Raw genomic sequence first — 19,657 nt, 5'->3', positions numbered from 1 at the left:
TTATTATCACACAAGCCTTCCAAATGAAGGCTTTTTTATTACCTAAAATCAGAGCAACACATGGATTATTTTATTAGCATTTTTCACCAAACGTTCGAGTAAAAGTAAAAACGATTAAATTTGGTGATGGTTATCATTCTGGTGTTACTGCTACAATTGTGGGAATGAATGCAGTCTAATAAGCCAAAATATTCGGCTTTAATCCTCAATACGAAGCTCAATTAGCTAATGATATTGCTAATCTTTGCTCAAAACTGAATAAGGGAAAGGATCATATTTGGTCATCGATGTATGATGATAGAATGCTCTGTTTTATTTCTCTTGTTTCTACAGAAGATTATAAAAATATCGCAGAAATAAGGTGGTTGATTGTTTATGCATCAGCTTGCAATAAGGGAATACGGCTTGAAATTTTGACTGAAGCTTTACATTATGCGGTTTAGTTGGGCTTTTAACTATTCACTTTTTCCTTGATAATTTTGAGCCTCGATTGAATTACTTACATGCTGATGCTAGTTTTCAAGAGGTTAACGGGGATTCGCTTAAAATCCCCAACAAAAAGCAATATGAACGTTTATTTATTAAAACCTTAGATTTAAAGTAAAACTAAAACATTTTCGTTATAATTCAATAGGGTTATTATTAAAAAATATAAAAGAATAGTTGCTGATCACTTTATTTATATATTACGTATTAATGTTTTATCAGATAAACTCTTTTGTATGTAAAAAAATTGTATCTATCTCTATGATATATTAGTAAAAAATAATGATATAAAATATATGTCAAGTATTGATGTTTAATTAATATAAAAGATTTAAAATAAGTATAACTTAAGTATCCGTGATTAAATCATGTCGATTTATTTAGCCTTAAAATCGCAAAATTGACATAATAAACCAATTTAATAATTGCTTAATATTTTTTTGATTAAATAACATTTATCAAAACGAGATGAATATTTAATACAAGGAAATCATTATGAAAAAACTTATCCCTTTATTTTTAATTACAACCTTAGGTTTTACTGGCAGTGCGTTAGCAGAAGGTTTTAATAATGGTATTAACCAACCTGTAAATGTTGGTTTTACCGGTGGAGTTCAAAGTATTACATCAGCAGCACAAGCTAAACAAATGCATAAAGACTCATGGGTGACGTTACAAGGTAATATCGTTCAACACCTCGGTGATAAAATGTATCTGTTCAGAGATAGTAGCGGTGATATCAATGTTAAAATCAAAGGTAAATTATGGCAGGGGCGTACAGTAACGCCTAATGATACCGTCCAAATAACCGGAGAAGTTGATACGCATCGATATAAGTCAACAGACGTAGAAGTGAAAAGCCTTCAAGTGATTTCGGTTGCAAAATAATTTACCGCAATCATCAAGTATAAAACAGCCTGACATATAGTCGGGCTTTTTTTATAATCAAAGTCTCGAAATACAGATAAAATTAATAATTTGAATAAACTGTTTGTTAATGTGTGACCTATCTTTGGCTGTGGCAATAAACCATAAATACCGTGAACGATATATTCATATCAAGCTATGTTGGGTGATTGTTTATTTTATAAAAATTGATCATCGTCATTCATCTAAAAAACGTATCGGTAAATTATTTTTATTATTAATATTTGCTTAATCTTTATTTGGTTAAATAAAGGCGTCAAAGCAAGATATTAATTTAATAAAAGGAAATAATCATGAAAAAACTTATCCCACTATTTTTAATCACTGCACTGAGTTTTACGGGGAGTGCAATGGCTGATGGATTTAACAATAATACTCAGTTACAAACTGGTGGTGGATTTAATAATCCATTGACGATTTCAACGGTGGAACAAGCAAAACAGATGAATAAAGATGCGTGGGTAACATTGCAAGGCAAAATTGTTAAGCAAATTGGTGAGGAAGATTACTTATTTAGAGACAATACCGGTGATATTAATATCGAGATTGATCATAAATATTGGCAGGGACGCACTGTCACACCTGACGATATTATTCAAATTACGGGTGAAGTGGATACGCATCGTTTCAAACCAATTGATATTGATGTAAAGAATCTTCAAATTATTTCATCTGCAAAATAGTCAATACTAAAAAGCCTGATTTTGTATCAGGCTTTTTTATGCCGTAACTTAAGCTAGTGTCAAACTCATAGGGGGCGGAACATCTTTGTAAATGATTTAAATCATACGTTCATCTTTTTGTCTTTAACCTATTCATTATTTAGATGTTGCAGTTTCAGATTCTTGTGTGGTTGGTGAAATATTATTATAGGTTTCCTGATGATCGCCTTCGCATTCATAAACCGTTATACAGCCGGATAATAATGACAAAAGCATTAACATAATAAGGTGTTTCATTGTCTGCTTACCGATAATAAAGTGCACAGCTGGCAATAAAGTGACATGCTGTCATAACTAACAGTAAATAGGTATATTTTTTCATAACGAATCTCCAAATACTCAATATGTAGGTCAATAAATTAAATTTACCAAATGGTAATATTTTTGTAAATACCAAAAGGTAATATTAGGATTTAAATTGTTGACAAGAAAGAACGAGAATTGAGACTCGTGATTCGTCTTAAAGACCATAAAACATAATAATTGCCTTAGTTAAGAAAATAATATTGCAATGTGAATATCTATATTAACGGTAGTAGTTCTGTTCTGAATTAACATTATACAAATTGTATTGAGCAAAATTAATTTTATAAAAAACGAGGTTTATTTTGCATTACAGCACCGCTGAAAAATAAAACACTCGACCAAGAATTTGTACATTTTTACGGTCATCAATTTCATCCGGATTATTCATCGAGTTGTATGAGTTTATGCGTATTTTATTATGAGGCATACGATAAAGTCGCTTTATGCGGCAAAGTTCACCTTGGCAAATAGCATAGATGTCACCATCAATAATTGCTTTGTTAGCCGTATCGATAGCCACTGTGGCGCCATTTGGGATGCGTGGCTCCATACTATCACCATAAACAGAAAAGCAGAGAATATTTGCATGTTGAATTGATTTTGTTCTTAGAAAAGACCTAGAAAATCGAATGAACGAATGAGGGTCAGCCTTATGATGAGCCGTATCTTTTTTAACTGCCGATTCAATTGATTTATAGAAAGGGACTGCAACTTCATCTTTACCTAATGGCATTTCATTTTGTAGCTGTTCAGTTGTGTTAGCTTGCTGATCTGATAATGATTTTGCGATTAACTGATCATTACTCGATAAGCCATCTAACCATCCCCTTGGCAAATCGAAAGCGTGTTCAATATCGGTGGTTGCTCTATCGGCAATATTTTTTTTATATTTTTTTCCATCTTCATACAGGAGTCTTGACACGTAAGAATGGTCTTTTCCTAACTGGTTAGCAAGATTTTTTATTGAGTTATTACAATAGGTCTGCATCAGTTTTAACAAATTAAGCCTTCGTATTTCATACTTATCCATAGATCCCCCCTTATTTTTTCTAATTTTAATAAATATTTACCTTTGGGTAAATTACCAAAAGAGATCGATTTCAGTTTGAATAAGCGAATAACAGGGTTTTATTGTGACTAAATGGTCATATTGATGGTGCTAATCAATTTATACAATAATAGGAGATTGGGATAACAAGCTGCTTTTTGATTGAATTCTCAACCGTAAAAATTTGTATGACGTTACTATCTTCCATGGTAAATGACAGTGGGTTGTCTGAATAATGATACATCAGTTGCAGTAAGACACTAAAATCATGATTGAAAGGTGTTGAATCGCGAATGACTCTTAGAGTTATCAATTATATCATCTAGGATAATGACTAATGAATAGTTATCGTCTTCATTAGTCATGTCACTTGTTTATTTATTTGCTGAACGATAGAGTTGCCATTCTTCAATCACTTTACCATCCGGTAAATGACATAAACCATACCAGCCTTTTTCATCTTTTACCATTTCAGATGTACCGCCTTGTGCAATACAATATTCGGTTGCTGGATTTGGCATGCCAATGGTTTTAGGTTCAGTTTTATTTGTTGAACATGCTGTTGCTACAATTGAACATAGACCGACAATAATCATTTTATTCATATTCATATTACTCCACCAATGTTATCAGAATCGTAAACTTTACGATTGAATTAATGATACCAAGATACCATAAAAAAGTCTCCATCATGGTGAGCGCTTTCATTTAATCATATTTTTTCCCATAGAAATGAATGGCACGCGATGTCTGCTATCCCGCGGACATTCAGTAACCACTAAAATAAATATAAGCATTTTATTAAGTTAGTGAAGTTATTAACAGGTTTGTCCAAAGAATATGTTGATAAAGTCAATATCACTGTTATGTGTATTGATGGTTTTATGTGCATGGCGAATAATCATTTTTAACTACTTAATTATTCATTTGAAAATTAATAATTGGTTAATCTTTGTCTGCTTAAATACATCATGTCATAACGCAATATTAATTTACACTAAGGAAAAAGCATGAAAAAGTTAATCCCATTGGTTTTAATCGCAACGTTAGGTATGACGGGGGTCACAATGGCAAATACGATGCCAGTAAGTGGTGGATTTAATGGCGGAACAACACAAGCCGTTAATGGCAGTGGCTTTGTCGCTGGTACTGCAAATGTGATCAGCGTTGAGCAAGCTAAGCAATTACAAGATGATGCGTGGGTAACCTTACGAGGTCATATTATTCAACAAGTCGGCGAGAAAGATTATATTTTTAAAGACAGTTCGGGCAATATTACGGTTGAAATTGATCATAAAAGGTGGCGAGGTGTCAGCGTATCACCGATCGATCTTGTTGAAATTACAGGTGAAGTCGATAAAGATTGGAGTACGGTTGAAATTGATGTAAAACAAATTCAAATCGTGACAGTTGCTAAATAATGTTATTGAATAACGATATCAAATAAACCGCTTAACAGAGCGGTTTTTTATTGACAAAAAACATAATATACTGTATATTTAAACAGTACATTCAAGTGTTTGAATGTATATCCAACAACAATAATAATAACAAGGAAAAATGATGATTACAGTAAAACCAGAATACATTATTCCCACTTTTGGTCTTTTTATTTTTGATACCAATGTCCATGACTTTCGAACGGTTCAAGTCGGTGGTACTCTACCAGCATCCGATTTAGAAACATGCCAGACGGCTTTGTATGTGAAATATCAAGATGTCGATCAGAATCAAAATGATGTTAGCAATTTTATCAAAATTAATATTCCAAATGATCAAAAAGTATTTATTCATACCTCTGGTATTCGGTCTATTGCCGATGGTCAAAGTAATGGTGGGATCACATCGGTCTTTATGGTGCCGGCTGATGCCATCTATAGTCGTGAGGTTTTATATGGTTCAGATGCTTTACTCTTTCAAACCACATCTTATTTATCTAAAGACGCGGTCATTAGCAGTTTAGATGCTGCTAATATTGCTTATACTATTGAATCTTCAGTACAAGCTAATCCGACACCTTACGATTTTATCGCGTAATTAACGTCACATTGTTTTAACTGTTTAATAAGGAGGTAGAGACCTCCTTATTATATCAACAATAAGACAATGATGATATTCAATGGGGATGATTGACCGATAACGAACAGGGAATGAACAGCAAAAAAAAATGATGTAAATTAGTAAATTAACAGGGTTATAAACAGGTTTGTCCAATGATTATGTTAATAATAAAGGATAAGTTTATACGTAAAATTCAGATAAATAAGCGTAAAATAGGTTCTTAACACGCTTACATATAAAAATGTATGAGAACACATTAGTTTATTTAATAAAAATGCATAATAGGCAAATATTTGCTAAACATACATCGTTTTGTTAAGCTTAGCATCGTTTTTTATTATGACGAATTATAAGAATGATTTTATTCAATAAAAATATCGTTTTTTTATAATAGTCATATTTATATACTGATACATTAAACCCATTAAGTTATCTTATACAACCTTTGGTCAAATCATGCTAATCAATGCCAATTACATTTTAGAAAACCTTAATCCACATAATAAGATTAATTATGATGCCATCTTGCAAAAGATGATTGAGTCATGGCAATCACAGTCTGCTAGACCAAAACTGCTTATACATAGCTGTTGCGCGCCATGCAGTACATATGTTCTCGAATATCTAGCACACTATTCTGATATTACCATTTATTTTGCTAATTCAAATATCCATCCACGTATTGAATACGAACGTCGAAGTTTAGTACAACAAAAATTTATCGCTGATTTTAATCAAAAAACGGGCCACAACGTGCAATTTTTAGAAGCGCCGTATCAGCCAGCAGAATTTATGAAACAAGTTGGGCATTTACGTGATGAACCTGAAGGCGGTGCTCGTTGTCATTTATGTTATAAGATGAGATTAGATTTAGCTGCTATTAAAGCTCATGAACTTGGATTTGATTATTTTGCTAGTGCATTGACGTTAAGTCCCAAAAAGAACAGTAAAAAAATTAATGAATTGGGTTTTGAAATTCAAGAAGTGTTTGCTGTGAAATATCTACCATCTGATTTCAAAAAAAATAATGGTTACAAACGCTCCATAGAGATTTGTAAAGAATATGATGTATACAGACAGTGCTATTGTGGCTGTATTTTTGCTGCGAAAGAACAAGGTATTGATTTTAAAATTGTCATCCAAAATGCAAAAGAAGCCTTAGATACTAAATTTTAACCAGTTTTTGATCAAAAAATAAATCTTAAAAATTGTTTAAATGTAAATTTAAATAATTATTTATTTACATTTAACTTAATAAGTTATCCTTTCTTTATTTATCTTTACTTTGTCTTTAAATAAGTTTATTTAACTATAAACTTACTTGTCATAAACTAAATCATACAATAGTGATTAATAATTATTTTGGTACTACAATAGTAAGTGTTGATATAAAAATATATCAAAAAAGAGTAAATACATATAAATAAAACAAATATAAATATAAAAATTAAACTTGATGATAAGTGGGTAAAAAAATGAACAAAATATATAAAGTGGTGAAAAACAACACCACTGGCAGTTTTGTGGCCGTTTCAGAATTAGCCAGGGGTGTCAAAAAAGGCAATAAATTAAAATTAGCATCATTGGTCTTACTCGGTGCTTTATCCAGTCAAGCTTTTGCAGCAGACTCCATTCCTCAGGATTATAATCCGACGAATAATAACCAACAAGCGGGTAAAATTACCGTTACTGGCAGCGGGCAATCGATCGATTTAGGCCTCAATAATGGTTTTAATAGTACTGACCATGGTAAAGAAGTAACAAAGCACACCGTGAGTACAGAAGTGCAATTTGATGCATTGTACAAAACAAAATATACCGATGTAACAAATGCTACAAATAATTTCAATAGTGTCCAGCAGCAATTCAATAAAGGTAACGCTACACAAGAACAGCTTGACGCAGCACAAAGCCAACTTGATGCTGCAAAAGCTGCTTCTGCAGCCATTTCGGATGATAAATTAAAAGTTTCAGGTAATACAAATCTTATTGGTAGTGAAAAAGATGTTGTGACGATTAGTCATAAAGACGTGAAATATAAAGATCCCGTCACGGATAAAAGCTTTGTCATTACCGTTGTTGATAAATTAACGTCACCATCCAATAATAACGAAGCTGATGGCAATTTATCGGTCATTTTTTATGAAAAGCAATCAGATGATAGTCAATACAATGACATGCAAATGGTGCAAGTTCAGGGTTCAGGCACTGATGCGACAATCGTCAACACTGGTGACAGTGCGAATGGTGTATTAAATGCGATTTCAAAAAATGGCACCGGGGTAATTAGTGTTGAAGATGGAGCTAATTTAACGATTGATACCAATATTTCTTATTACCTTGGTAGTGAAGGGCAATCGAGATCGACAGAATTTGTTGATAAAGATGTCTATACGGTGACGCAAAGTTTTAGTACGATTTCTTATAATGGGACAGTTGAAACAGCAATTGGTACGAGAACCATTAATAATGAAGACGATTTTAAAGCATTTAATAAAGAGCTTATCAAGTATATTCAAACCAATGAAAAACTCCGCCTTAATTATTCAACGGTAGAAGAGATGCAAGAGTTTTATGACTCACAAATTCGTAACGTTTACACCGCAGGCGGGGCTGATTCATCTTATAGCATTACTTATAGTATTGATCGTTCTGAACTCGAAGAGATTATTAATCAAGATCCTGAGCTCAAAGCGGCGTATGAAAATAGAGTGACGTCAGACGATTCTGATGATATTGGTCTAAAAACAACAAATAATAACCATTTAATCGGTGTAAAAGGAAGTGGTTCAGAAATTACACTGACCGAAGGTAATACGATTAAAAACTATGATAATCAGAATAACAGTTCTGGATCAATCATTCGTGCAGATTTTGATGAATCAGGTTCAACGGCTAATAATATATTTAATATTAATGGCAAACTTGATGCGAATGGCGGAAGTGCAATTAAGGCAAAAAATGCTGAAATTATTATTTCTGAAACGGGTAATATTAATGGTTCTATTTCGTTATTAGGTACAGGTAATGCCACTGGAAACCTTATTGATAATAAAGGTCAAATTACGGGATCAATTACAACTGAAAATGTCACACTGAATAATTCAGGTCGAATTGATGGTAGTATTTCAGCGGGGCAAAATGCCAAAATCACCAATAAAGAAAATGCGATTATTAATGGTGGTATTACCGCTCAAAACAACTCAACAATTGTCAATGAAAACGGTGCATTGATTGGTGGTGTTGTTGTTGTCAGGGGCGAAGGCGCTAGCTTTGACAATAAAGGAACGGTTGGCGGCGCATTTGCTTTTGATGGTGCAACCGTTAGTAATAATAATTTATTTCTAGGTAGTAGTAATATTGTTAGTTTGGGGAATGGTTCTGCGCTGAACAATAATGGTGATATTTATATTGGTTATAGCTCAGTCGATTTAGAAAATGAGACTGCGGTGGTTGGCTCAGCCAATACGACTAAATATACTGCAATGCAAGTGTCTGGCGCAGGCACCGTCTTTAACAATAACCATAATGTGTTTTTATCAAGTTCACAGAGCAATGTGACCGTCATCTCGGTTGCAAATTCGGGTAAATATATTGATGATAAAGACTCAAAAATTGTTTTAAATAAAGAAAATCAAACAATTACGGGTGTTGATAAAGATACAGGTAATAATAATACTGCGATTTATGTCACGGGTACAGGAACAGACGCAACCATTAATGGTACGATCACACTAAATGACGTGGGGAGTACTGGAGTATGGATTCAAAATGGTGGTAGTTCAACCTTAAGTGGCATCGTTAATCTTAATGGCCAAAATGGCGTAGGTGAAACTCAAGTCAGAAGCTTTGGAGCATGGGTTCAAGGTGACGGTACGACATTTACCATGAATGGTAATGCACAAATTAATATGAATTCTGAACGGGCAATTGGTGTGCATATCCGAGATGGTGCAAAAGCTGAAATCAATGACCACGCAAGTATCACGTTTAGCGATAAGAAAAATCAAATTGGCTTTTTAATTTCAGGTATCTCAAAAGCTGCCGCTATTGAATATAACAGTGATGAATTGTTAAAATTACAAGGTGATGGATCTGTTTTATTCCGTGTTGAACGTGGTTCAATATTCAACTCGAGTACAATTAGTTCAACCAATCCATCATTATCTGTTTTAGATTCAAATAATACCAAAGACTCAACACTTATTGTTATCACAAATGGGCCAACTGCAACAGGTGCGAGTAATCAAACTAACGCTGATCTCAGTGGATTTACATTAAAAGTCAATGGTGAAAATGCTAAAGGAATCAGTGTTGAAGGCGGTGCAAATGTAAAAATTACAGGTGATACCCAGATCCAGTTAACTGGTGATAATTCAATTTTAGCCAAAATTGATGGCAATTATTATGATTTGAATGGTGTCAATGCGCCGGCCAACAATGGTAAATCGTATTTAGAAAGTTCGGCTCAATTAACAACGGATATAACAGGTGGCAGTGATCAAATTGTCACGGGGCAAGATTCGGTAGGTTACTATATTACCAATGGTGGTACCCTTGATCACAAAGGCAGTATTGATTTCAAAGAACCAAGTAAAAATAACATTGGTGTTAAAATTGATAGCGGTGGTACATTAATTAGTGAATTAGGATCATATGTTAAAGTACGGGGTACGGCAATTGAAATAAGTGGTAGTTCATCTGTTGCAACCGTAAACAACATTGGTAATGGTGATAATCCGGTTGTGTGGGCTATTGGTGCTGACGGGAATCAAAGTGATTCAGCGTATCATGTCAAAGATCAAGCAACATTGAAATTGACAGGTACAGGTATTACCCGAGCACAGGGTACTGCGCATGGTATTTTGGTTAATGGTGCAAGCCAAATTGTACTCGATAGTGCAACTCTTGATTTGTTTGGTGACGGTACCACCACATTTAGTACTGGTAACGGGATTGAAAACCGTTCAGCATTAAGCAATATTCAATTTATCAATGGTGCTAAAATTGATGTTAAAGATGGCTATGGTATTCACTCAAGTGTCGGTTTCTCACAATCAGTCGGTTCTTTAACGGCGGGAACGATTAATGTCTTTGGTCAAGGTACTGGGATCCGTTTTGAAAATATTGATCCACTGAGCGGAGATGTGCTGGGTACGACAAATAATAGCATCAATAACACCGGTTATGAAAAAGTTGTCATTAACGTCTATGAAAATACGGGGCATGGTATTTATGTCGACTCAAGTAAAAATGTCAATACCTCTGCTAGTGTCAACATTATTAGTAATACAGGCCATTCTGCACTTGAGATAAAAGGTTCGACAAGTACAGCTTCACAATCCGGTAACTTACATAGTGCCAATAAAAATGATGTTATCGTTGATTTAAATAATGGTTCGATGACTAAATTTACCAACAATGGTGAATTACTTTTTGGTGATTTTACTAAAAATAGTACAGACGGCTATGATTTTACCGCTCAAGATAAAAACAGTGCTAAAGATAGTTATGCAATCAAAACGGATGCGACTGAAAATGGTTTAGATTTTACCAATGATACCAAAGGTAATATCAATGGTACCGTTGAGTTATTAGGTTATGGTAATAGCACTGATCCAGAGGACAAAACTAAAGGTAATAAAGTTACATTACGTGGTGAGGGTAATATTTTTATCACGGGTGACGGTAATGATAAATTTGTTGTCGATAAAGTTGTGGGTGATGATTTAGGTGGTGAGAATCAAGTTAAACAATTCACACAACTTGATGGTGGTGAAGGGGATGATGAGATTACGTTCAATAATAACTCTGACTTCACGATTAATAAAGATGATACCATTAAAAATATCGAGTATTTTGCACTTAATAACGCGAGTAAAGTCACACTGAACAACTTAGCGACTGTTGATGGTTTAAATAGTGCGGTAACGACTTATGACATTATTGATAGTGCGAGTGTATTAACGTACAGATGGAATCAATCAAACACTGATTTTAATCGTTTATTAAAGGGCAATGGTACTTTCAAAGTTGATTTACAAAATCTTGATAGTCAAGGTAAACCAAGCAATTCATTTGCATTTGATAGTACGACCAATAGTGGTGATTTCACGGGGACGTTAGAGTTAACAAATACGCAATATACCTTAGCTGACAGTAGTGAAAATAATAATACAAGCGCCTTAACCCAGGCAACATTGAAAGCATCTGACAACAGTTATATTGAGGTCGGCAGTGGCGACCAAAATATAAAAGGATTATATGTGAGTGGGGGGACGGTTGATTTTGGGCGTATTAACATTGGTGATGATAAATCGGCTAACCATGTGGTAGTTGATAATTTAGTTTTAGACAAAGGTAATATTCAAATCGATATCAGCGGTTCTATCTATAACCCGGGGATTCCCTCTTCACTTCCGTTATTAGAACAAGATAATGGTGTGATTTTTACTAAACTTGTTTCTGCTAACAATGTATCTGGTGGTGCTGTTAATATCGACATCGATCGTACCCAGATTAAATTGGTCGATGAAAATGGTACTGAAATTGTTGATCCAGCACAAAGTAATCTCGTTCAAAATGGTGAAATTGTTGCTCGTGCCACCTATGATACGCGTTTAACAAAAGGGCAAGATAGTGATGGGCTTTATGTCGGTTATGGATTGACGCAAGTCGAATTAAAAGCACAAAACAATGCTGATGGTATTGGAAATGCCTTAATTCTTGATTCATCTGATAGTGATCCATCTAAAGCAGGCAGTAGTGATTTTGATGTGCTGATTACCGATTATGACAATGGTGATGGTACCTATACTTATGGTGATTTACAAATACGAGGAACTAAAGCGGTCACATTGAGTGGTTCAAATACTTACCATGGCTCAACATTTGTAAAAGATACCAGTTCACTTATTGCTGGCGCCAATAATGCACTAGGTGCAACACGCTTACTCAAATTAGATGAAAATACCCAATTTAGTCTCAATGGTTGGACTCAGGAGTTAGGCAGTTTATACACCAGTAATCAATCAAATGTGAATTTAGATGGCGGTACATTAACCATTAGTGGTAAAGATGTCCCTAACCAATTAGGTAATTTAAGTTCTTATATTGCTGCAGGGAGTTTAAGTGGTAGTGGTAAATTTGTTGTCGGTGATACGAGTCTGACGCGAACTTTAACGGGTAATCCTACGGTAACCATTACCGGTGACAATAATGATTTAACAGCGGACATTATTAATGCAACCAATGGTCAAATCAACATGGATTCACAAGGTGGATTAGGGACCGGTAAATTGACAAACAATGGAATCCTTAACTTATATTTTAGTGAAGATAGTGTTCTTACCAATAGTACTTTAGATGGATATGGTAGTCTAAATAAATACAACTCAGGTACTTTGACGTTAAGTTTATCGCAAGCCAAAGATTTTAATGGTGAAACGAACATTAATGGTGGGGCAATTATTTTCAAAGGCGACAGTAATGCCACTTCTGAAAGTTATGCAACAAGTCGCGTAAATATTGCAAGTAATGGCGCATTGATTGGGTTGGATAATGTTATATTCCAAGGCGATATTAATAATAGTGGTCGGTTCTATATTGGTGATTTACCTAACTCGACGACAGTTAATGAAAGCACAGTAACCGTGAATAACTATACAGGTAACGCTGATAGCTACTTAATCTTTAACGGTAAATTGTCTGATGATAGTTCTCCAATGAGTAAATTGATTATCAATGGAGATGCAACGGGAATCAGTTATGTGTCCGTGAATAATATTGGCGGCTTGGGTGCTAAGACTATCAATGGAATCAGTATCATTGATGTTAATGGTCAATCTGATGCTGAATTTGTGCAGTCAGGACGGATTATCGCGGGTGCGTATGATTACAAATTACAACGTAGCCAATCCAATACCAATAATTGGGTGTTAATCAGTGATCTTACCGCAAGGCCTGAAGTTGGGAGTTATTTAGGCAATATTTATTCAGCTAACACGATGTTTAATTTACGACTTCACGACCGATTGGGTGAAACACAATATACTGATCTGTTAACCGGTGAACAAAAAACTACCAGCATGTGGTTGCGTTATCAATATGGATATAACAAATTCGATGCGGCAAATGGGGACCTGACTGTTAAAGATAACTGGAATATCACACAACTCGGTGGGGATATTGCAGGTTGGAGTTCAAATGGCCTAAATCGTTTGCACATCGGTTTAATGGTTGGTCAAGGACATAGTTCAACTAAATCACATTCGAATATTGATAGTGCTAAGTCGGAAGGCAAATTAAACGGTTATAGCTATGGTCTTTATGCAACATGGTATGACAATAATGAAGATAAAACAGGTTTATATGTTGATAGCTGGGCATTATGGAATAATTTTAGTGCTTCAGTGAGTGGCGATAGTTTTTCAGAAAAATATCGCTTAAAAGGCTTAACGGCTTCTGTTGAATCGGGTTATTCGTTTGTAACGGGGACACTCGGTAATTACGATGTTTGGTTACAACCAAAAGCTCAGCTACTATGGTCGGGTGTGAAAAGTAAAGATATTACAGAAAGTAATGGTACTCACGTTAGCTTTAATAAGGGGAATTTACAAACGCGCTTGGGCTTTAGAGCTTCACTGTTAAGTAATCATAATATGCAGTTGCAAACAAATCAGTCTGCTCAATTATTTGTTGAGGCAAATTGGTTACATAATACTAAATTGTATGAAGTCACGCTAAATAATGAAATGACAGTCGGTCAAGATGGTGCTCGTAATATCGGTGAAGTTAAAGTCGGTATAGAAGGGAATATAAGTACCAATACCAACATTTGGTTTAATGTGGCAGGGCAACGAGGCGATCATAGTTATCAAAATGCATCAGCGATGTTAGGGCTTAAATACAGTTTCTAATTCAATTTATGTCATAAACTGAAAACCAGCTTTATGCTGGTTTTTTATCGCCTAAATCAAATGATACTTGTAAAATTAATCATCAAATTCAGGTAATAGGTGAAATATTATCAATTTCGTATTATAGTATAAAGGTCAGTTTAACTGATAATTCTCAGGGCGGGGTGTAAGTCCCCACCGGTGGTCATAGCCCACGAGCGCTTAGTGCTGATATTTTCAGTGTTAAGGTCTAGCAGATTTGGTGAAATTCCAAGGCCGACAGTGATAGTCTGGATAAAAGAGAGTTGCTTATTTCCCTTACATATAATTATCATTATTATGTAATGATATTCTTAATGGTCAAGCACTTGCCCTGGTTCTGGTATTGTCATTGATAATAAGGAATATTTTTACCATGAATCAGAAATCAATCACTTCTCAAAATGTTGTTCATAATACATTTAGTCTTGCCGAATTTGGTGCACCGATTGAACGTGTTGAAAAAGCCATTACGGCATTACAAGCTGGCAATGGCGTATTAGTTTTAGATGATGAAGACCGTGAAAACGAAGGCGACATTATTTGGGCGGCTCAAAATATTACAACGGAACAGATGGCTCTGACAATCCGTTATGGTAGTGGTATTGTGTGCTTATGTATGCCAAAGGCTTATTGTGACAAACTTGAACTGCCTATGATGGTTTCACATAACACCAGCAAAAATCACACCGCATTTACCATTACCATAGAAGCAGCACAAGGGGTATCGACAGGGGTTTCTGCAGCTGATCGCGTGACAACAGTGAAAGCTGCCGTTGCTGATGATGCTAAACCTTCAGACCTTAGTCATCCAGGGCATGTTTTTCCACTGGTTGCAAAAGACAATGGGGTACTTGAACGTCGTGGTCATACCGAAGCATCAGTTGATTTAGTTAAACTAGCAGGGTTTAAACCTGCTGCGGTCATTTGTGAATTAACGAATGATGATGGTTCAATGTCAAGAGCACCGGATGTTGTTGCATTTGCCAAAAAGTTTAATATTCCAGTAGTGACTATTGAAGATATCGTTGAATTCCGTTTGAAATAGACACTAAAGATTATCAATAATAGGGTAAAGCCTTATTGGAGATTGATAATGACAACCAAGCATGAAGAGAAAGATTATCCATCAAATGCCGCATTAGTCTATGATAAAATTAAAGCAAGCGGTGATAAAGAGATGAGCCGTGATACGTGGGCGCTAATTTTATCTGCCATTGCAGCGGGTTTATCGATGGGGACGTCCATGTTGTTAAAAGGCATTCTTCATGCTTATTTACCCAATTCGTCTTACAGCTTTTTAATTGAAAGCCTCGGCTATTCAATGGGGTTTGTCATTGTGATTATGGCTAAACAACAGCTATTTACCGAAAATACCGTCACTGCAGTTATACCCGCGATGAACCAACCTTCTGCGCGAAATTTTTATCGTTTATTTCGCCTATGGGGGCTAGTCTTATTCGGTAACTTGATTGGCACATTCGTCATTGCATTTGCCTTTTTACATTTACCAGCATTTACACCTGACTTAGAGTCAGCATTTTTGGCCTCTGGTGCGGCAATCATGCAACATACGTCTTTTGAAATTTTTAGTCGCAGTATTTTTGCAGGTTGGCTTGTTGCGACAATGGTATGGATTTTACCTAATGCTAAATACAGCAAAATATTTATTATCATATTAATGACATCAGTCATTCAGATGGGTGAGTTTACTCATATAATTGTTGGATCAGCAGAAATTTTTTACTATATGTTAGCGGGGAAAATCACGCTGTGGCAATATCTTTATCCTTTTGCCATTCCAACCATATTAGGCAATATTGTTGGCGGCACGTTTATTTTTACTTTATTGAGTCATGCCCAAGTTAGGAGTGACATGAACAGTGATTAAAGATTTTAGACGAGGTTGTCAAACCAACTCTCTAGGATGACAACCGCCGAGCTGGCATCTACCTTTCCTTTCTTTAATGCACGATAGCCGCCGATTTCAAATAGGTTTGCTTTTGCTTCAACGGTAGAAAGGCGTTCATCATGTAATTGAATTTGATAACCAAAACGACCATGTAATCGATTGGCAAATTTTTTGGCGCGTTGTGTTAATTCCTGTTCAGTACCGTCCATATTTAAAGGTAGACCGATCACCAAATAATCAGGTTGCCATTCTTTCAGCATTTTTTCGATATCTTGCCAATTAGGCTGACCATCACGGGCTTTGAAAGCACATAGTGGCCGTGCCGTTTTAGTAATATCTTGACCAATTGCTGCGCCGATGCTACTCGTACCAAAATCGAATGCAATGATGGTTGCCATAATATTACGCTTTACCCATCAAGGTCGATATTGTTTCAATATTGATACCAATTGATTGCGCAGCAAGATGCCAACGATCTTCAATCGGTTGTTCAAAGATAATATCAGATTTCACATCAGCCACGAGCCAATCATTTTGTGCAATTTCATATTCAAGTTGCATATTCCCCCAACTTGCATAGCCTAATGAAAGTAATAAATCTTTAGGCTGTTCTGGTGAACCGATCGATTTTAATACATCGAGTGAAGTCGTAATCATGACTTCATCTGAAATTGAAATGCTAGAAGAAAAGCCCGCTTGTGGTGTATGTAAAATAAAACCTTGTTCTTCTGACAGTGGACCACCAATAAAAACAGGTTGTTCAAGTTCAGCACACGATTTAAAGGGCGTAATATCTAATTTGGATAGCACCGTTTGTACAGTCAAATCAACAATTGGCTTGTTAATGATAATTCCCATCGCGCCATCGCGATTATGTTCACAAATATAAACGACGGAACGACTAAACAGCTCATCATTTAATGCTGGCATTGCGATTATAAAACGGTTTTTTAAATTCATAGTGGTTTCTTATTATGGTTATGTTATGTGCGTTAACAATTACAACGCACATTTACCAATTTTAACGTTGTGTTCAACTCGGCAACACATCAAATATTCTGCTTCATGCGTATCTTCATTTATCGATTCAGAGACGATTTCAAATCCTTGTGATAAATAGAATGATTGCGCAGAATGATTTTTTTTGTAGACATGGACATACAGTTCATTATGCAGCTGTTTTGCTTTAACAACTAAAGCTTGCCCACTACCTTGACGTTGGTGGTCTTTAGCCACAAATAAGCCAGCGATATAATTGTCTGTTAAGCCAATAAATCCTTGTACGCCATCAATATCTTGCACAAAAATAGTCGACATCGGTAAGATCGATTTAACCAGATCATAATTGTTGATGAAATAACTTTCATCGATAAAATTATGGGCTTGTTTATTGCCGTCTAGCCAAATCGACATAATGTTATCGAGATCGCGGGCTTGGTATTCCCTAATCATTTTATATCCTTCATTATTTATTTGATACGTTGTTCAATCGCATCCATTAGCATACTGGTAATCGATAGATCAGTTATTTCTGATTCAATTTCACGTACACAAGTCGGACTGGTGACATTAATTTCAGTTAACTTATCACCGATAATATCAAGTCCAACAAACAGTAATCCTTTTTCTTTTAATTTGGGACCTAATGTATTTGCAATGTGCCAATCTGATTCAGACAATGCCCTGACTTCACCATGACCACCGGCGGCTAAGTTACCGCGAGTTTCCCCTTTTTGAGGGATACGTGCTAAACAATAGGGTACGGGTTTACCATCAACGACTAATACCCGTTTATCACCCTCAGTGATGGCAGGTAAATAGGTCTGAGCCATGCAGTATTGAGTATTATGATGAGTTAATGTTTCAATAATTACGGACACATTAGGATCATTTTGCTTGATTCTAAAAATTGAAGCGCCACCCATACCATCAAGTGGTTTTAAAATAATATCGTGGTGTTCTTGGTAAAAATCTTTCAATAGCTTAGTTTGACGAGTAACCATTGTTTCAGGTGTAAATTCAGCAAACCAAGCAGTATACAGTTTTTCATTACAATCACGTAAACTTTGTGGTTTATTAACAATGAGTACACCTGCATTTTCGGCACGTTCTAAAATATAGGTTGCATAAATGAATTCGGTATCAAATGGTGGATCTTTACGCATTAAAATGACATCAAGATCACTCAGTGGGATGGTTTGTTCATCGCCAAAATCATACCAATGATTTTTGTCTTGATAGACTTTTACAGTACGAGTTGTCGCGTAAGCTTCACCAGCAGTTAAAAAAAGATCGTTCATCTCCATATAATAAAGCTGATAACCTCTTTTTTGTGCTTCTTGTAACATGGCAAAACTGGTATCTTTTTTTATATTGATCTGACTAATCGGATCCATAACAATGCCAAGCTTAATCATGACAACTCCTTAATGATTGGTTTTAATAGTTTTGTAATCGTCGAATTAGTATATACCCAAACGACGTATCCCGCTGTGTTTTTTATAGCCAATGAAACAAATAGGAAACGCTTATTCAATATCACCAAATTTAACTTGTAAGGCGGTGATTGCAGTTAACGCGACAGTTTCGGTTCGCAGTACGCGTGGCCCTAATAAAATTTCAGTAAATTGATGTTGTACCGTCATGTGAATTTCATTGTCACTTAAACCACCTTCAGGACCAATCAGTAATGCAATATTATTGTTGGGTAAGCGTAATTGGTTAATCCCTTGTTGTGCTCGTGGATGCAACGTCAATTTTGTATAATCAGCCAACGTTTGACACCAATTTTCCAGTTTAATGACGGGATTAATAATAGGGACAATATTTCGACCGCATTGCTCACAGGCAGACTGTGCTATTTTTTGCCATTGGCTTCGTTTTTTATCCAGTCTATCAGTATCGAGTTTAACACCACAGCGTTCAGACAATAATGGGGTAATAATATTGACACCCAGTTCAACTGATTTTTGTATAGTGAACTCCATTTTTTCCCCACGTGATAGAACTTGACCTAAATGGATATTGAGGGGAGACTCTCGATTATCAATAATACTGTTTGCCGTCTTAACTAAAAGACGTTTTTTATTAATTTGTACTATGGTGGCTGGTGTCACGGTATTGTGACCATCAAATAATACTATAGATTCACCTTCTTTCATTCTTAACGCTTTAACAATATGAGCAAAAGCATTTTCATCGAGTTCAATAACACTGTTTTCAATAATTGAGGTGGGCTGAAAAATCCGTACCATAACGC

The 19,657-nt window shown here is 35.4% G+C and carries 16 protein-coding genes and 1 riboswitch; of the genes, 8 read left to right on the top strand and 8 right to left on the bottom strand.

Features of this window, described 5'->3' with window-relative positions; translation table 11 throughout:
* Window positions 1-981 precede the first annotated feature (981 nt).
* A complete protein-coding gene (locus ABEA36_RS05450; RefSeq protein WP_345489618.1) occupies window positions 982-1,374 on the top strand; it encodes a YgiW/YdeI family stress tolerance OB fold protein in 393 nt (130 codons plus the stop codon).
* Window positions 1,375-1,706: 332 nt separating this feature from the next.
* Window positions 1,707-2,096 carry a YgiW/YdeI family stress tolerance OB fold protein gene (locus ABEA36_RS05445; RefSeq protein ID WP_345489616.1) on the top strand — a complete coding sequence of 130 codons (390 nt, stop codon included), beginning with the start codon at window positions 1,707-1,709 and terminating at the stop codon, window positions 2,094-2,096.
* A gap of 135 nt (window positions 2,097-2,231) precedes the next feature.
* Here the strand turns inward: ABEA36_RS05445 and ABEA36_RS05440 are convergent, their stop codons facing one another.
* The 3 genes from ABEA36_RS05440 to ABEA36_RS05430 all read right to left on the bottom strand — a co-directional run bounded on the left by ABEA36_RS05440 (window position 2,232) and on the right by ABEA36_RS05430 (window position 4,094).
* Entirely contained in the window at window positions 2,232-2,372 is a 141-nt protein-coding gene (locus ABEA36_RS05440; protein WP_345489614.1) for a hypothetical protein, read from the bottom strand.
* Window positions 2,373-2,748: 376 nt separating this feature from the next.
* Window positions 2,749-3,471: a S24 family peptidase gene (locus tag ABEA36_RS05435; protein WP_345489612.1), complete on the bottom strand. Its 723-nt coding sequence runs from the start codon at window positions 3,469-3,471 to the stop codon at window positions 2,749-2,751.
* A gap of 392 nt (window positions 3,472-3,863) precedes the next feature.
* Window positions 3,864-4,094 carry a putative hemolysin gene (locus tag ABEA36_RS05430; RefSeq protein ID WP_345489610.1) on the bottom strand — a complete coding sequence of 77 codons (231 nt, stop codon included), beginning with the start codon at window positions 4,092-4,094 and terminating at the stop codon, window positions 3,864-3,866.
* Between the two features lie 405 nt (window positions 4,095-4,499).
* Here ABEA36_RS05430 and ABEA36_RS05425 point away from each other — a divergent pair, with 405 nt between their 5' ends.
* From ABEA36_RS05425 to ABEA36_RS05400, 6 genes are all read left to right on the top strand, one after another.
* Window positions 4,500-4,910 (top strand): YgiW/YdeI family stress tolerance OB fold protein, encoded by a 411-nt coding sequence (locus tag ABEA36_RS05425; protein ID WP_345489608.1) that lies wholly within the window; start codon window positions 4,500-4,502, stop codon window positions 4,908-4,910.
* Between the two features lie 142 nt (window positions 4,911-5,052).
* A complete protein-coding gene (locus ABEA36_RS05420) occupies window positions 5,053-5,526 on the top strand; it encodes a hypothetical protein (protein ID WP_345489606.1) in 474 nt (157 codons plus the stop codon).
* Between the two features lie 480 nt (window positions 5,527-6,006).
* Window positions 6,007-6,726, top strand: a complete 720-nt coding sequence (locus ABEA36_RS05415) for an epoxyqueuosine reductase QueH (protein ID WP_345489604.1) — start codon at window positions 6,007-6,009, stop codon at window positions 6,724-6,726.
* 299 nt (window positions 6,727-7,025) lie between these two features.
* Window positions 7,026-14,468 carry an autotransporter outer membrane beta-barrel domain-containing protein gene (locus ABEA36_RS05410; protein WP_345489602.1) on the top strand — a complete coding sequence of 2,481 codons (7,443 nt, stop codon included), beginning with the start codon at window positions 7,026-7,028 and terminating at the stop codon, window positions 14,466-14,468.
* A 146-nt stretch (window positions 14,469-14,614) separates the two neighbouring features.
* Window positions 14,615-14,757: riboswitch (FMN riboswitch) on the top strand.
* Between the two features lie 105 nt (window positions 14,758-14,862).
* A complete protein-coding gene (gene ribB / locus ABEA36_RS05405) occupies window positions 14,863-15,534 on the top strand; it encodes a 3,4-dihydroxy-2-butanone-4-phosphate synthase (RefSeq protein WP_345489600.1) in 672 nt (223 codons plus the stop codon).
* 48 nt (window positions 15,535-15,582) lie between these two features.
* The gene (locus ABEA36_RS05400) at window positions 15,583-16,377 is read left to right on the top strand and encodes a formate/nitrite transporter family protein (protein ID WP_345489598.1); all 795 of its coding nucleotides are present in this window, start codon (window positions 15,583-15,585) and stop codon (window positions 16,375-16,377) included.
* Window positions 16,378-16,382: 5 nt separating this feature from the next.
* Here ABEA36_RS05400 and ruvX read toward each other — a convergent pair whose 3' ends face one another.
* The 5 genes from ruvX to rsmE all read right to left on the bottom strand — a co-directional run bounded on the left by ruvX (window position 16,383) and on the right by rsmE (window position 19,652).
* Window positions 16,383-16,796, bottom strand: coding sequence for a Holliday junction resolvase RuvX (gene ruvX, locus ABEA36_RS05395; RefSeq protein WP_345489596.1), 414 nt, complete (start codon window positions 16,794-16,796; stop codon window positions 16,383-16,385).
* Between the two features lie 4 nt (window positions 16,797-16,800).
* Window positions 16,801-17,358, bottom strand: a complete 558-nt coding sequence (locus tag ABEA36_RS05390) for a YqgE/AlgH family protein (protein ID WP_345489594.1) — start codon at window positions 17,356-17,358, stop codon at window positions 16,801-16,803.
* Window positions 17,359-17,397: 39 nt separating this feature from the next.
* Window positions 17,398-17,850, bottom strand: a complete 453-nt coding sequence (locus ABEA36_RS05385; RefSeq protein WP_345489592.1) for a GNAT family N-acetyltransferase — start codon at window positions 17,848-17,850, stop codon at window positions 17,398-17,400.
* A 17-nt stretch (window positions 17,851-17,867) separates the two neighbouring features.
* Window positions 17,868-18,815: a glutathione synthase gene (gene gshB / locus ABEA36_RS05380; RefSeq protein WP_345489590.1), complete on the bottom strand. Its 948-nt coding sequence runs from the start codon at window positions 18,813-18,815 to the stop codon at window positions 17,868-17,870.
* Between the two features lie 111 nt (window positions 18,816-18,926).
* Window positions 18,927-19,652 (bottom strand): 16S rRNA (uracil(1498)-N(3))-methyltransferase, encoded by a 726-nt coding sequence (gene rsmE / locus ABEA36_RS05375; protein WP_345489588.1) that lies wholly within the window; start codon window positions 19,650-19,652, stop codon window positions 18,927-18,929.
* Window positions 19,653-19,657 lie beyond the last annotated feature (5 nt).

Source organism: Orbus sasakiae (genome assembly GCF_039542345.1).
GTDB classification, from domain to species: domain Bacteria; phylum Pseudomonadota; class Gammaproteobacteria; order Enterobacterales; family Orbaceae; genus Orbus; species Orbus sasakiae.
The sequence above is the reverse complement of the archived record's forward strand: the minus strand, read 5'-3'. Positions and strand labels throughout refer to the sequence as shown.